The organism is Legionella quinlivanii (assembly GCF_003265995.1).
In the GTDB taxonomy this organism is placed as follows: Bacteria; Pseudomonadota; Gammaproteobacteria; order Legionellales; family Legionellaceae; genus Legionella_C; species Legionella_C quinlivanii_A.
Genome location: NZ_MVJN01000008.1, coordinates 211029 through 224895, shown reverse-complemented (window position 1 = coordinate 224895; position 13867 = coordinate 211029). Strand labels below are relative to the sequence as shown.

The window sequence follows — 13867 nt, the reverse complement described above, 5'->3', positions numbered from 1 at the left end:
TGGTATCCAACAGCATAGAGTCCCTTTGTTTATTCCTGCCCGGAAAAAATTTAAAGGGTACTCTAGCTCTTTTTTCAATTTATTCAATCTGTTAAACAAAAATATTTTCCTTAGCCTGACGGCTATGGGCGAAGCGCCCGACCTACGTTTTAGGCTGATCCAAGCGCCTGCATATTAAAGAATACAATCGCGCTTTCGGGGTTCTGCGCAGCCTCGTTGATTTCCTCAAGCATTAAATCATGTGTTTCCCAGGAAATTCGTTTTGTCTCGAGCAGGGTGTGAGAACAAGTCAGCAAAATATCACGAAAATAATGAAAGAACTCCGTTTTTTTATTGAAATTTCGATTGTCATGATGGAAGGTATGAACCTGGGTTTGAATATTCTGAAACCCTGCGTCCATTAACAGATTGCCCAGGCGCACGCCAATATCGCCATCACAGCCCATTTCATGCTGTAATTCATTCATGGCTTTCCAATAAGTGCTAACGTTAGGCAATGGAGGGTAAATGTATGCTGTCTCGTTGAGCTCTTCATAGCAGGAAATGGGTGAGCCGGGTTGAAGCACTTCCCGTACACAGGATAAGACCAGATCCGGTTGCTGCATGTGCTCCAGGACATAGCAGAAATACGCGCAGTCATACTTGTTCTTTTCCAGCTTAAGATTGGTAGCATCCATTACCAGAAACTCATATCTCGGGGTACCATCTGGCCATTTGGTCCAGGGGAGTGTTGACAGATAGTGTCTGGCTTGCTCAACTTGTCCTGGCTCGCGATCAATTCCTGTTACATGGAGATTGGGAAAATCCTTTAGGAGAAGTGCTGTTTGGGCGCCAACACCTGAGCCTATTTCCAGCAATCGCTCTTTTTTCTGAAATGGCAGATCCTGATGTGCAAAATGGTAAATCAGTTTGGCTTGCTGGTATAAACGCTGGGTTTCTTTTTGATTATATCCGTGAATGTAATTGATTGGGCTGTTTTCCATATTATTGTCCATAATAGATCCTTTCAGTAAAATCCAGAACATCTCCAATTTACTATAGTAAGTTTTTTAGTTTATTGTTAAATTCTGAATTGGTTCCTTAAGGCTGCTTACACCAGAACTGCTTGGGTGAGCAGGGCTTATAACATGTATCTTAAGCCCCCATTATAACTCCAACCATGAAAACCATAGCTTGTCACATCCTGCTGGTTTGCTATATCCCCATAAATACTGAGGCGGGGAGTTAAGTGACCACTTAGACCGCCTCGAAGCTGTAACATGGTGCCAAATTTTCCAGTATCAAAGCCAATATTGCTTATTTGGATAATACGTCCGCCCCCCAGCCCCTGCAATATATTGCCCTCTAGATAGGTGGTAATAAAATGGTTTGTGGTATCTTCAGTCCGTAATAAACGCAAACCACCCCGAAAAATACCTTGCCTGGGGTGTTCCCAATGGATACCAATCTGGTTTATATCTGATTGCGAATGAAATTGTAGCTGCTGATACACTATTTGTAGTTCCGGTTCCAGAATAAGTTGATGCCAATTAAGTGCTATGGGATATCCTGTTTCCAAAGAAACATCAATATTATTACCGGTTAATCTGGCCAGCCAGGTCCGGGAAAGCGTATCAATGTGCTCATTAAAACGGCCGCCGCCAAAAATAAAATCCCAGTACCAGCCTGACTGTGCTTGCCAGGTGAGTAGCCCTGACACGGTTTCGGTATGAGTTGAATTGTCAGTCGACCCATCGATAGCTACAGGTTTGTAATTCAGATCCCCCAATATGCCTGCCACACCTATACGCAAGGTTCCTCTATTATCTTTCACTTTAACCAGATTTGTACCGAATTGAACCGCTGAATAACGGCTGGAAAAATTATATCCATATTGAGCAAAGCTTCTGCTGGTGGAGTAATTCAAATGGTCACCAAATCCTCGCACAAAAAACTCTGGATGATCCTGCGAGTTTTCATCCATTGTATTCCGAATTTCTCCCAGTCGTCGATGCAATTCACTGATATCCTCAAACTCTGCAGAAAACAGTGCCTGTGGTGCTGAAATGTAAGCTGGAACCTGGGGGGCAACAGCAAAACGTGAATCAGGGACAGGCTGATTCGGAAGTACGGGACCTGAGGGCGTCATGTAGACACTTTGCAGACGGTAATCCCAATAGCCGCCAGGATTGCCAACCAGATTTTGCGCCGGATCAGCAGGACCATAAATTGAGTCAGGTCCATACGCATTCAGCTGAAATCTATAGGGTGAGGTGGGAATAATCAGTTCATTATTAAGAAGCTGAAAGCTTGTCTGAGCTGCACTGCCAGCAACCTGAATTAAGGAAATACCTGTGGATGCCGCAGGTAAAGGACTCATGAACGGTGCTGCCAGGTATGGAATGACCGTAACCCTGGTATTATCTGCGGCATTGCCTGAAATCAGGAGCCTGTCTGTAACCTGATTGGCTAAAGGTCCTCCGGCATTTAAGAACGTAGCGAGTGTCAAAGCGCCTGGAACCATCCCGGTACTATAATTTCCATTCACCTGCAAAACGTTACCAATGGCTAACTGCCCAGCCAGATTTATCAGGCCGGCATTAATTAAATCAGAGCCTAAAGTCAGAGTCCCAATGACATTCCCGGCCAGGTTTCCCAGGGAATTGCCAGCACCCAGGATGCCCTGGTTAACAACTACACCATTTATCAAACCATATCCCGATAAAATCGTATTTGGACTAACCTGAACCGAGCCTGTTCCCGTAAGCGCTGCGGCAGGGTTGCTTGCATCACCTACCACTAACGCCCCTTGGGCAATTAAGGTATTACCCTGATAGGAGTGAATACCATTAAGTGTAAGGATACCCGGTCCAATTTTCTGCACGCCGCCGCTGCCAGTAATACTTCCGGGATAAATTTCGTTAACCAACTGGTTAAACTCGACTAATCCATTATCAGTAATAAGCGGCATCAGATTGCTGGCAGCACCGGATAAAATACCAGCCGGACCGACCGTCATTGTGCCAAGATAGTTCGTATTATTTCCCGTTAAGATGAGTGTTCCAGCTAATACAGAAGCGGCTAAAGGGGTGGCTACATGAGCATTGTCGTAATTGCCTAAAGAACCGGAAAGCGTCCAGGTGCCGATATCCTGCTTAATTAAAGTTCCAAAATTGGTAAACTCGCCTGATAGAGTATCGGTTCCTAAACCATTAAGTGTTAGTGTATTGGCTCCGCCGCCGCCGTCAACAGTGCCTGTGATGATCGAGCCTGTATAAATATTAAGGGTATCATTGCCATCGCCAAAGGTTAAATTCCCGTTTAACACGGCTCCTGTTTGCTGTGAAAAAATAACACCCTCAGTACCAAATTGACCGATGATTTCATTGTTTGCGCCAGCTGTAATTGTACCAAAGTTATTGACAATATTTTGGCCAAATCCGGTATTGACATTTTGAAAATAGAGAGCCGAACTTTGCCCTCCCTGGATAGTGCCGTAATTTGTTAAAACATTGCCATCACCAATAAAATTCACCGCTTCTGAAAAGAGCTGTGGGCCATTTGCTGCAACAAGAGCCCCTAAACCAATCATTAAAGTGGATTGATTATTAAATTCAATGGTATTTGCGCCGGCACCATAACCGCCGCCATTGTTTATGCCAAAATTCGATACTACTGCATTTTCACCGATAATAATCGTGGCCATGTCACCCAGTGAAATAGCGGGTGTATTTCCTGTATCCAGGATAGCGTTGGCCTCAACTGTAACCTGCCAGTTATCACTTGCAGGTCCTGCCCCTACCTGCGTTAGGGTCACCCCGCTACACACAACGACAGGACCGGGTGTGCAGGCCGCAAAAACAAGTGAAGACGCGGGAAATTGAAATAGCAAGGCAGCAGCAAATACTTTCCCTGTATTAGGAAACATGACCAATCCTGGGTAAATAAAAAAAATGTAATTAATATTAAAGTAGATGTAGTGGTATAACAACTTGTCCAGCTTCTGTTTTTTGCCTCGCTAAAACAGTTCAGGCCTTCGACTACATGTCGCAGCAGGCAGGTAGAGGTTATCCGGATTAAACGTTATGGATTTATAGAGTGCAGTCGTTTAAGGTGTCTGAGCTGTTATTTGGTTCACTAGTGGCTGAATCTTCAATGACAACTCTCGCTTTGTATTGCTGTAGAAAATAGGGAAAGCCATTGGAAATTAGCTTTAGCGGGGTGAGAGATTCTTCACCCAACACATGCTTCAACAGGATGGTCCGGAATGAGTGGGGGTTGGTATTGCCATTTTCTGGCTTTTTATTCTCCAGATAATCAATAAGAAACTCCAGAGCCTCCTGATAAGTTTCCTTGGTTTTCAACTTCTGTACAAAATTATTTGCATTCCGCTGCCCGGTTTCGCCATGACGGTTAAATAAGGAAAACCATATTCGCTTGTAGTGGAACTGATATTCAGCAAAACTCCGCTCGGCCTGTATGATCAGGTCACGGAGGGGGTCCTTATTCTCAGTGAGATCAGTCAGGTCTGTTAACTCCATTAATGAAGACCTTGTTTCTCTCTCCGGCGATTTCGCAGGATAACTGAGATCAAAAAATGGCGCATCGAAGCTGGTATCGGCAGCGGGGCTATTTGGGGCTTCGGGAGTAGGAGACGATAGTTTTTTTAATCGATCACAGGCTATTGGGATACGAGTAACCCAATGCAGATTATTTTGATTATCAATTGTAATACAGTGCAGGTTGGGAATATCCTTAAAAGGCTGAGTTGCCTGGCCATTGACTAAATAATGCAAGTTAACATGTAAAGTGCGTGCCAGACTATCCAGATGGCTATGAGAGCCCCATGTATAATTCTGAGTAATCTTTTTCATGCCCAGAATAATGGGTGAATCCTGAGCAAAAGGGATATTCGTGGGGAGGGATACTTCCTTTCCATAGAGTAAACGCAGGAATAGCGACTGTAAATCGAGGTTGATTCGTTCAAATGGAATTTCTTCTACTGTGTCATCACCCTCTCTTAATTCACGGAGTAATTGATCGTGCTTCGCTTTTAATGCTCTGATTTCTCTTAATATGACTGCTGAATTGGCAAATTCATTATAATTTCTGATTCGATTGATATCCTCATGATATACAGCGGCAAAATCGCTGAACTGGGAGTTAGATCGAAACAGGGTATAGTCATCACCCGGGTTCGAGCAAACCTGTTCCAATTCTTCCAGTTGGCTTTTGAAAAGTAATTCCCGGAGTGCTTTTTGCAGGTTATCAAGTAATTCTCTATCCGCTCTGGTACGTTTCGACTCTTCGATATTAAAAGCGCAAATCCTGGGATAAAGCGTATCAATACTCGCCTCCAGCTGGAACTGCTCTTGTAATGCAAGCCAGTGGTCAAATAACCCCCTGCTGTTGCCCGAGCTTTCCTCCTGAATGATATGGATGAGCCCGGTTGCCAGCGCATAAAATGCGCAATTTCCTAGCCCCGGATTATTAACTGATTTATTGCGAATAATAAACTGAGGTATGTGGTCGCTGGCATCGGCTGGAGGCGCTGGTACCTCTTGTGTATTGTTGTAAGCTTCCAATGAGCTGAATTTAAGCTTTGCTTCATCCATATAAATCAGATCACCGTCATTCTCTGTGCAGGTGACATCCCAATGTGCGTCTTTATGTTTTAAATAGATACCTGGTTTTGTATTTCTGGGGTTAGGCGTCGCGTTTTCATAAATTTGAAGATGCAGGGCCTGACTCAGCCCTTTGATATCACCGCAGCTGTAGCCTCGTTGAAATTCATCAGTGTGATTATATTCCTGGGTTACCAACTCAAGCAGATTTTGGTCAGTTTGTATCCGTGCTTTGTAATCTTTAAGCTCTCTTCCCCTAAACCCTTTAAAGAGCGTTCGCAAACTTTCCAGGATGTGAGCCTTGGTCTCTTTGCTTAGCATATCCAATGCAGGGAAGCTGACCGTTTGCGGTGCTCGCATGGTGATTTCAAACCATTGCCGTTTGGATTGGATATCCGCTTTTCGATGCCACATTAAGCTGGTCAATTCATTCAGTAATACGTCCTGTGGATCAGGCAAAAACTGTTTATTGAACTTGAATAATACCGGGGCCAACAGCAGTTCAATGTCACGAGGGCTGTTATAATAGTTAAGCCATGACTTTAATGTATCCCAGGATTTGGGTAAAAAGTTAGGATGTTGTCTGGCGAACTCGTCAAGTAGCGCCTGATAGTTTTCTTCCTGCGCATAATGGTCAAGACGGCCGCTTAAGATCTCTATGGCCATGCCAATAGCTAAGGCATTAAAAAGACAGGCTCCATCTCCAGTGGCTGTAAAAATTTTAGACATTACTTGAAAACCATTGTAAAAAGTTCGCTGCACGAACAATTAGAATACTATTGCAGTGGTATAATTTTTGCACAAATTGAGGTTCAATGCAATAGATTTCACATTTTTATAACGCTTTTCGTGAAAGGCTTCACTCGGGGTTCTTATTATTGTTGGCCAAATCTCTTAGAGCATTTCTTAACGGCTCGAAGCTGCACACGTCACTTAAGGCATGCAGGGATGAACAGGTTGTGGCTGAAAGATAATGACGCTTTTTCCTGTTGGGAGAGGGCTGGGTGTAGTTTTCATTCGCCAGTGCCAGTTTCACCGATATCAGCTGATACAGACCTTCTTTTCTCAAGGCATCGCGCAGATCAGGCAAGCTATAGCGTAATTCGGTTGCCCAGGCGGGATCATTGATTTGTACCGTCAACGTTCCCTTGTTAAAACTGCTGACACGACAGTGTGCGCTTAAATGACTCGGTAAATATTGTTTTACCAGTAAATTAAGCTTGTCAATTTCTGCTGCCTTTTGACAGATGGATTGCAATTGTTTGTTCATGCAATGATTGATACGCCGCATTGGCTGAGGATCTCAATTTGGGATGACGACGAACAGGAGCATAGCAAATTAATCCTATCTGCACTATTATATTTTCACTCTTTATCCGGGATACAAAAATGATCGATAGTGACAGTAATGTGGTGTATGTGGCCAGACTCCACTGGATAATTTTTTTAGGTCCGTTTGTGATGGCCTGTTTGGCCATGCTGTTAGGGATTTATATCGAACAGATTAAAATTGTCGCTTTGTTTTTCTTAATTTTTGCTTTGGCCTGGGCTGCGGTAACCTGGGTTAATTACCATTTTTCTTCCTTAACTATACGAAGAAAACAGGTCATCTTGCGTGCTGGCATCATGGTTCGCAATACGATTGATATTCCCTTGGGTAAAATTGAGAGTATCGATATTCGCCAATCCATTATTGGCAGTTTATTTCGCTATGGTTCTCTAATGATCACAGGAACCGGAGGAACGCGTTATTCAATTAACTTTTTAGATAAACCTTTAACCTGCAGACGCTATATTGAACAATTAATGCATGAGCCATAGCCAGTGGGTCACTGCCATTAAGTTAAGGAAATTTGTCATTCCCGCGAAGGCGGGAACCCATTCCTCAATTGGCATTATAGCTAGCTCAGAGATGGATCCCCGCCTTCGCGGGGAGGACTGTTTAATATACAACTAAGCGTAAATTAATGGCAGTGAATCAATGGGTCAGACGTTATTTCGGGGATAGAATTCTCACTGAACGGGTTCTGAAACAGGATTCGGGTCATCAGCTTTTCTATCTTCGTTTCATCGATGGGAGTGAATGGATTTATAAGCGGTTTGCCCAGGAAAACTGGTTGGGAACTACCGATTATCAATCGATATCGAATAGCGAAGCGCTGAAATACCAGGTGAATTCAAATCTGGCTCAGCATTTCAATAATTATCAGGCCGCTTCCCACAGTCAGATTTTCAGGGAAGAGCATACTATTCATTTGCTTTATCCCTATCATCACGGCAAAACCATCCAGAAACCTGATCTTAAGCAGGCCTTTATGTCTGGACAGGTGTTGGCAAGGATTCATTCCACCCAGAAACCCGATTTAGACTTTCAGTATTGGCCCGCACTCTGTTGGCCGTCCGAGTTTAAACTGCAATCCTGGATAATGGATTTAATTCATCTAATCGAGAACAGTCCGGATTACAAAAAACAGGATTGGGTGGCCAGTCATCGTGATTTGCATATGGGGAATCTGCTTTGGTCAGGTAATCAGCTCGTTGCAGTCATTGACTGGGAAAGCGCCGGCCTTATTCATCCCTTCGTTGAGTTAATTGGCCTGGCAATCAACTGTGCCGCTGTGCCAGAGGCAATTTTCTGTGAAACTAATTTTTCCATGACGCTAAAAGGCTACCAGTCTGTCGCCAGGCTTCCTCAGGAGGATGAACTGTTATGGTATTTATGCTTCCATAGCTGGTTATTATGGTTGCTCCATATCATGAAAATGAATGCGCCTGAACAGCTCAAACCAAGTCTTGATGCGATGAACGTCATTAAATGCAATCTAAAGCGCATGCAAAAAATTTATCTGGAACTGCAATAGCGAAATCGCATGTGCTATATCTAGCATATAGTTTCTGTAAAAATACAACATGAACATTCACCGATTGCTAGCTGGTTTGTTTATTGCCCTGTGTCTCTCCGATGTGGGTTTTGCAATGCGTTGTAAGCAGTCATTGGTATTTGAAGGTGACAGCAAATATATTGTAGAGCGCAAGTGCGGTCCTCCATTAGCAAAGGATATTTACCAGGACTCCTCCCTTCTGGTGAATAATTTCGATATTCCCTATGGTATTGCTTCTGATGTGTATGAAGTCTGGACCTATCAGCAGTCTCCTAATGAATTTCTTTATGAAGTGCTTTTTCAGAATGGCAGGGTCATTGCCATATCAGCAAACAGGAGCTTTTAGCCGGGCTGGCACAATTTGTAAAGCGCATGCAGGTAATCTGTTCTATCATTAATTTAAGGACTGATTTTTGCAGGAGAACACATGGGGAAGCGGCATGTAGTCAAGGCCAGTGAAGTCAGCGGAGTCAAAGTCAAAAATAATGCCGGAGAATATCTGGGCGATATTAATGAGGTGGTTCTTGATAAGATTTCAGGACGAGTGAACTATCTGGTTTTAGACTTTGGCGGTTTCATGGGGTTTGGTAATAAATTTTTTGCCATTCCCTGGCATTTGTTCAACTACAATAAAGAAGATGACTGTTTTGTTTTGCAGATTGAGAAAGAGCGTCTGAAAAACGCTCCGGGATTTGACAAGGATAACTGGCCCAATTTTGCGGACAGCAGTTTTGCCTCGTCACTGGAAAAATATTACGTATAACCGCCTATATCTACATTGGGTTATTGATCAACAGGTTATGATGTAATAATGTGTTATTTCTGCTTGGAAGTCTTCATTTGTAATCTGTACCCGTTCTGGAAGATGTGACTACAAGGAACATTCGCAACTTCAGTTAAATTTACCTTAGTTTATGACAGTGGATTGCATTTAACAGGGAATAACTAAAAAATGGATATTTTAAATCTAAGAGTTTTGCGTGGGCCTAATTACTGGTCAAATACCAGACAGAAACTGATTGTCATGAAGCTTGATTTAAAGGAGTTCGAGGAGTTTCCAAGTAGCGCAATTCCTGGATTCAATGATAGTTTAAAACAATTACTCCCTTCTTTGTATAATCATTTCTGCTCTGAAAGCAGCGAAGGTGGATTCTTTAAGCGGCTTGATGATGGAACCTGGCTTGGCCATGTCATTGAGCATGTCGCTCTCGAGCTCCAGTGGCTGGCGGGAATGGAGTGCGGCTTTGGCAGAACGCGCTCAGCCAACGAAAAAGGCGTTTATCATGTCGTATTCTCCTATGAAATTGAGTCTGCAGGGCTTTATGCTGCCAAAGCGGCAGTCGAGCTGATAAGCACCCTGGCGCATCAGCGTCCCTATACCCTGGTCGACCATCATTTAGAGCAGCTAAAACAAATCAAACAGCATGAAGGGTTCGGACCTTCTACCCAATCCCTGGTGGATGAAGCGGCCAAACGAAATATTCCCTATGCGCGTTTGAATGATTCGTCGCTGATTATGTTGGGACATGGCTGCCAGCAAAAACTAATCTGCGCCACAGTCACTGGTCTGACCAGCAATATTGGTGTGGATAATGCGGCGGATAAAGAGCGAACCAAGCAATTATTGATGAACGACTATATTCCAGTTCCGCGCGGTATAATTATTGAAGATCTGAGCTCCCTGGGGCAGGCGCTGGAAAAAGTGGGCTATCCCTGTGTCATCAAACCAGTTGACGGCAATCACGGGCGAGGAATAACCACTAACATCTGCAATCAGGAAAAAGCGCGGGCGGCATTTCAGCTGGCAGCTGAGATTTCTGACCGGATTATTGTGGAGCAGTTCATCAGCGGTCATGACTACCGATTTCTGGTGATTAATCACAAAGTCATTGCGGTGGCCAAACGTACCCCGGCTATGATTGTAGGAACCGGCACAGCCACTATACAACAGCTCATTGATGCCGTGAATCAGGATCCAAATCGTGGCGAGCATCATGAAAAGTTTCTGACCACTATCAAAGTAGATGCCAGCACAATGGCTATTCTTGCGGAAAAAAATCTGAGTCTGGACTCTATCTTGCCAGCCGGAAAAGTATTGTATCTTAAGCATACCGCCAATCTAAGCACAGGGGGCACTGCGGTGGATGTGACCAATATTGTTCATCCGCAAACCATATTTATAGCCGAACGGGTGTCGCGGGTTATGCACCTGGATATATGCGGTATTGATGTGGTGGCTGAAAATATTAGTGTACCCCTGAACGGAAGTAATGGGGCTATTATTGAAGTGAATGCAGGCCCTGGCTTTCGCATGCACCTTTCTCCTGAATGCGGAAAGGCACGTAACGTAGCCCGGCCGGTGATTGATATGCTATTCCCGGCAGGAAGCGAATCCCGCATTCCGCTAGTTGCGATAACCGGAACGAATGGCAAGACCACTACTGCAAGACTGGTTGCATGGTTCGCCAGAAAAGCGGGCCGGCATGTGGGTTTGACTTCCACTGAAGGAATTTATATTAACGAGCAGGAAGTCTATCGAGGCGATTGCAGCGGGCCTTTCAGTGCCAGAGTGGTTCTTCGCGATCCCTTAGTCGACTATGCAGTACTCGAATGTGCAAGAGGCGGTATTTTACGTGAGGGTTTAGGGTTTGATCAGAGCAGCATCAGTATTGTGACCAATGTGTCTGAAGACCATCTTGGCCTTGATGAAATTCATACACTGGAAGAGCTCGCCCGCGTGAAGGAAGTGGTGCCGCGCAGTACCATGAAAACAGGATATGCCATTTTAAATGCTGATGATGATCTGGTGTATCAAATGAAGAACGCAGTGGAGGCTTCGGTGGCACTGTTTAGTATGCAGGCAGCCAATGAGCGGATCAGAACACATTGTCAGGAGGGTGGTTTGGCAATTTATTTGTCGGACGGCTCAATTGTGCTTAAAGAAGGCAACAAAGAGGTAACGATCACGCATTTGTCCAAAATTCCGCTGACCTTTGGCGGTAAAGCTTCCGGAATGATCCAAAATGTTTTGCCCGCTGTGCTTGCTGGATATCTTTCCGGCTTTAGTCTTGAAAATATCGCTGCATGGCTGCATGAATTTCAGCCCAACGCTGAAAACCTTCCTGGGCGAATGAATCTGTTTGCTTTTGAAAATTACCGTATCCTCATTGATTATGGTCACAATGCAGCTGCTTTTGAGCATCTGGAGGGGTATATCAGTCAACAGCCGGCCACAAGAAAAATTGGTATTATCGCTGCAACCGGCGATCGTAAAATGACGGATATTCGTAAAATTGGAACCTATGCGGCCAGAATGTTTGATGAAATTATAATTCGTCATGACAAAGACGGCAGAGGGCGCAGTAATGAGGAGTTAACGACTTTGCTTCTGGAAGGAATAGAGCAGGCAAAAGACTTTGAATCCAAAGAGATTAAAATAATATCAGATGAAATGGATGCTCTGCAGCATGTCCTGCATAAGGCGGCTCCAGGCTCCTTCATTTTTTATTTTCCTGAGGATGTGATGACTGGAATTGCCCATATTAAAAAATTGCAGGCAAGTGCTCATGCAACGACGCTCGTAGCCAACTAGGAGCCTGTACATGCTTGCTAAAGGTAAAATGCTGATTATTGGCGGCGCGGAAGATGTGGGCGATAAAGAACCTCCATTCCCTTTGAGAGATACCGGAGAGTTACAGCGTTATGAAATTCTCCGGGAGTTATTCAATGCCTCAAAAAATAAAAAAATTGAAATCATTACTTCCGGAAGCCGTTTTCAGGAAGAAGTCAAAGAGCGTTATCAAAAGGCTTTTCATGATATTGGCTATAAGGCCCCCGGCTTTATCCATATTGAAGATAAAATGGAGGCAAGAGACAAGCATTACCTGAGCCGGGTAGAAGCTGCCGATGCGGTCTTTTTCACCGGAGGTGATCAATTCAGATTAGCAACTATCATCGGGGGAACCAGCCTCATTGATTTTATCCGCCAGCGTTATATTGATGACAGGCATTTTATTGTGGCCGGAACCAGTGCCGGGGCTATGGTGATGTCTTCCATCATGATTACAGAAGGTGGATTGGCAGAGGCGCTGATTGAGCAGGATTTAAAAACATCTTCAGGTTTGGGCTTTATCCAGAATTGCATTATTGATACTCATTTCATCAAGCGCGGGCGTTTTGCGCGTCTGGCTCATGCGATTATCATTAATCCCGATCAACTGGGAGTCGGTCTGGGTGAAGATACTGCCTTAATTATAAAAAACGGTTCAGAAGCAGAGTGTCGAGGCTCAGGAATGGTGGTTATTATTGACGGCAAGCACATACGCCAGACCAATATAACCGGAGTTCGTGATAATGAGCCGGTTTATGTTGAAAATCTGAAAGTTCATCTGCTGGTTAAAGGCTGTCGGTTTTCGATTAAAACACGTAAGCTTTACAATCCAACCAAAGTAACGCCTAAAAGAGGAAACAAGGATGAATAGGATTGCAATGGCCATCCACGGAGGAGCCAGTGAAGAAACGACTTTATTAAGAGATCATTTACCTGAATATGAGGAGAGTCTCAAAGTCGCTTTACACAAGGGCTACGAGGTGCTGCAAAAAGGCGGCTCTGCTCTGGATGCCGTCGAAGCGTCCGTCCGGCAATTAGAGGATGATGCGCTCTTCAATGCAGGCAGAGGCTCGGTGCTTAATAATCAGGGGGCCGTGGAAATGGACGCCTCTATTATGGATGGGCATATCCTGGATGCTGGCGCCGTCTCTATGGTTGAGCAGGTTAAAAATCCGGTTTCGCTGGCCAGAAAAATCATGACTCAGACACATCATGTGTTTCTTTCCGGATATGGCGCGCTGGCTGTTGCTGAATTGAATAATCTTGAGCTAAAACCGAAAGATTATTTTGTTACTGAATATCAATATCAGCAGTATCTGGAAGCCTGTAAACGGGAGAGTACGAAAGATATTCTTGCCAAGAAAATTAAAGGCACTGTCGGGGCGGTGGCTTTGGATGCCCAGGGAAATCTGGCCGCAGCGACCTCTACAGGTGGAACAGGTAATTGTTTACCGGGGCGAGTCGGCGATAGTTGTATGATCGGCGCTGGTTGCTTTGCTGATAATAAATCCTGTGCCGTTTCCGGTACGGGTGAAGGCGAAGCCTTGATTACCCAGGTGGTTGCGCATACCATTGCCATGTTAATAGAGCTAAATCAGTGGTCGCTGGAACAGGCTTGTGACTATGTGATTCATCAGCGAAATATTGCTCGAAGAGAAATGGGTGTTATTGCAGTAAATACAAAAGGCGAAATCCATTGTGCCTTTAATACAGAAATTATGAAGCGCGCATGGATTGGCAGTAATACGCCGATGCAGATAAAAATTTACTAA

At 44.3% G+C, this 13867-nt stretch carries 11 protein-coding genes; 7 read left to right on the top strand and 4 right to left on the bottom strand.

Features of this window, described 5'->3' with window-relative positions:
- Positions 1–149: 149 nt before the first annotated feature.
- The 4 genes from B1207_RS11925 to B1207_RS11910 form a co-directional block, all read right to left on the bottom strand.
- Positions 150–995: a class I SAM-dependent methyltransferase gene (locus tag B1207_RS11925; protein ID WP_172458290.1), complete on the bottom strand. Its 846-nt coding sequence runs from the start codon at positions 993–995 to the stop codon at positions 150–152.
- 125 nt (positions 996–1120) lie between these two features.
- A complete protein-coding gene (locus B1207_RS11920) occupies positions 1121–3907 on the bottom strand; it encodes a hypothetical protein (RefSeq protein ID WP_112220177.1) in 2787 nt (928 codons plus the stop codon).
- Positions 3908–4070: 163 nt separating this feature from the next.
- Entirely contained in the window at positions 4071–6332 is a 2262-nt protein-coding gene (locus tag B1207_RS11915) for a hypothetical protein (RefSeq protein WP_112220176.1), read from the bottom strand.
- Positions 6333–6462: 130 nt separating this feature from the next.
- Positions 6463–6873: a DUF721 domain-containing protein gene (locus tag B1207_RS11910; protein ID WP_172458289.1), complete on the bottom strand. Its 411-nt coding sequence runs from the start codon at positions 6871–6873 to the stop codon at positions 6463–6465.
- Between the two features lie 119 nt (positions 6874–6992).
- On the opposite strand from B1207_RS11910, the gene B1207_RS11905 reads away from it, so the two are divergent.
- The 7 genes from B1207_RS11905 to B1207_RS11875 all read left to right on the top strand — a co-directional run bounded on the left by B1207_RS11905 (position 6993) and on the right by B1207_RS11875 (position 13867).
- On the top strand, positions 6993–7424 hold the full coding sequence (locus tag B1207_RS11905; RefSeq protein WP_112220174.1) for a PH domain-containing protein: 432 nt from the start codon (positions 6993–6995) through the stop codon (positions 7422–7424).
- A 146-nt stretch (positions 7425–7570) separates the two neighbouring features.
- On the top strand, positions 7571–8464 hold the full coding sequence (locus tag B1207_RS11900; protein WP_112220173.1) for a phosphotransferase enzyme family protein: 894 nt from the start codon (positions 7571–7573) through the stop codon (positions 8462–8464).
- Between the two features lie 49 nt (positions 8465–8513).
- Complete coding sequence (locus B1207_RS11895; RefSeq protein ID WP_112220172.1) at positions 8514–8831, top strand: DUF2845 domain-containing protein; 318 nt, start codon at positions 8514–8516, stop codon at positions 8829–8831.
- Between the two features lie 81 nt (positions 8832–8912).
- Complete coding sequence (locus B1207_RS11890) at positions 8913–9248, top strand: PRC-barrel domain-containing protein (protein WP_058506281.1); 336 nt, start codon at positions 8913–8915, stop codon at positions 9246–9248.
- A gap of 189 nt (positions 9249–9437) precedes the next feature.
- Positions 9438–12077 (top strand): cyanophycin synthetase, encoded by a 2640-nt coding sequence (cphA, locus tag B1207_RS11885; RefSeq protein WP_112220171.1) that lies wholly within the window; start codon positions 9438–9440, stop codon positions 12075–12077.
- A 10-nt stretch (positions 12078–12087) separates the two neighbouring features.
- Positions 12088–12966: a cyanophycinase gene (locus tag B1207_RS11880; RefSeq protein WP_112220170.1), complete on the top strand. Its 879-nt coding sequence runs from the start codon at positions 12088–12090 to the stop codon at positions 12964–12966.
- Positions 12959–13867 (top strand): isoaspartyl peptidase/L-asparaginase family protein, encoded by a 909-nt coding sequence (locus tag B1207_RS11875; protein ID WP_112220169.1) that lies wholly within the window; start codon positions 12959–12961, stop codon positions 13865–13867. Before B1207_RS11880 ends, B1207_RS11875 begins: the two co-directional genes overlap by 8 nt.

Coding starts and splice junctions, on each gene's coding strand:
- B1207_RS11925 (WP_172458290.1), bottom strand. CDS start 995: ATGGACAATAATATGGAAAACAGCCCAATCAATTACATTCACGGATAT.
- B1207_RS11920 (WP_112220177.1), bottom strand. CDS start 3,907: ATGTTTCCTAATACAGGGAAAGTATTTGCTGCTGCCTTGCTATTTCAA.
- B1207_RS11915 (WP_112220176.1), bottom strand. CDS start 6,332: ATGTCTAAAATTTTTACAGCCACTGGAGATGGAGCCTGTCTTTTTAAT.
- B1207_RS11910 (WP_172458289.1), bottom strand. CDS start 6,873: ATGAACAAACAATTGCAATCCATCTGTCAAAAGGCAGCAGAAATTGAC.
- B1207_RS11905 (WP_112220174.1), top strand. CDS start 6,993: ATGATCGATAGTGACAGTAATGTGGTGTATGTGGCCAGACTCCACTGG.
- B1207_RS11900 (WP_112220173.1), top strand. CDS start 7,571: ATGGCAGTGAATCAATGGGTCAGACGTTATTTCGGGGATAGAATTCTC.
- B1207_RS11895 (WP_112220172.1), top strand. CDS start 8,514: ATGAACATTCACCGATTGCTAGCTGGTTTGTTTATTGCCCTGTGTCTC.
- B1207_RS11890 (WP_058506281.1), top strand. CDS start 8,913: ATGGGGAAGCGGCATGTAGTCAAGGCCAGTGAAGTCAGCGGAGTCAAA.
- cphA (WP_112220171.1), top strand. CDS start 9,438: ATGGATATTTTAAATCTAAGAGTTTTGCGTGGGCCTAATTACTGGTCA.
- B1207_RS11880 (WP_112220170.1), top strand. CDS start 12,088: ATGCTTGCTAAAGGTAAAATGCTGATTATTGGCGGCGCGGAAGATGTG.
- B1207_RS11875 (WP_112220169.1), top strand. CDS start 12,959: ATGAATAGGATTGCAATGGCCATCCACGGAGGAGCCAGTGAAGAAACG.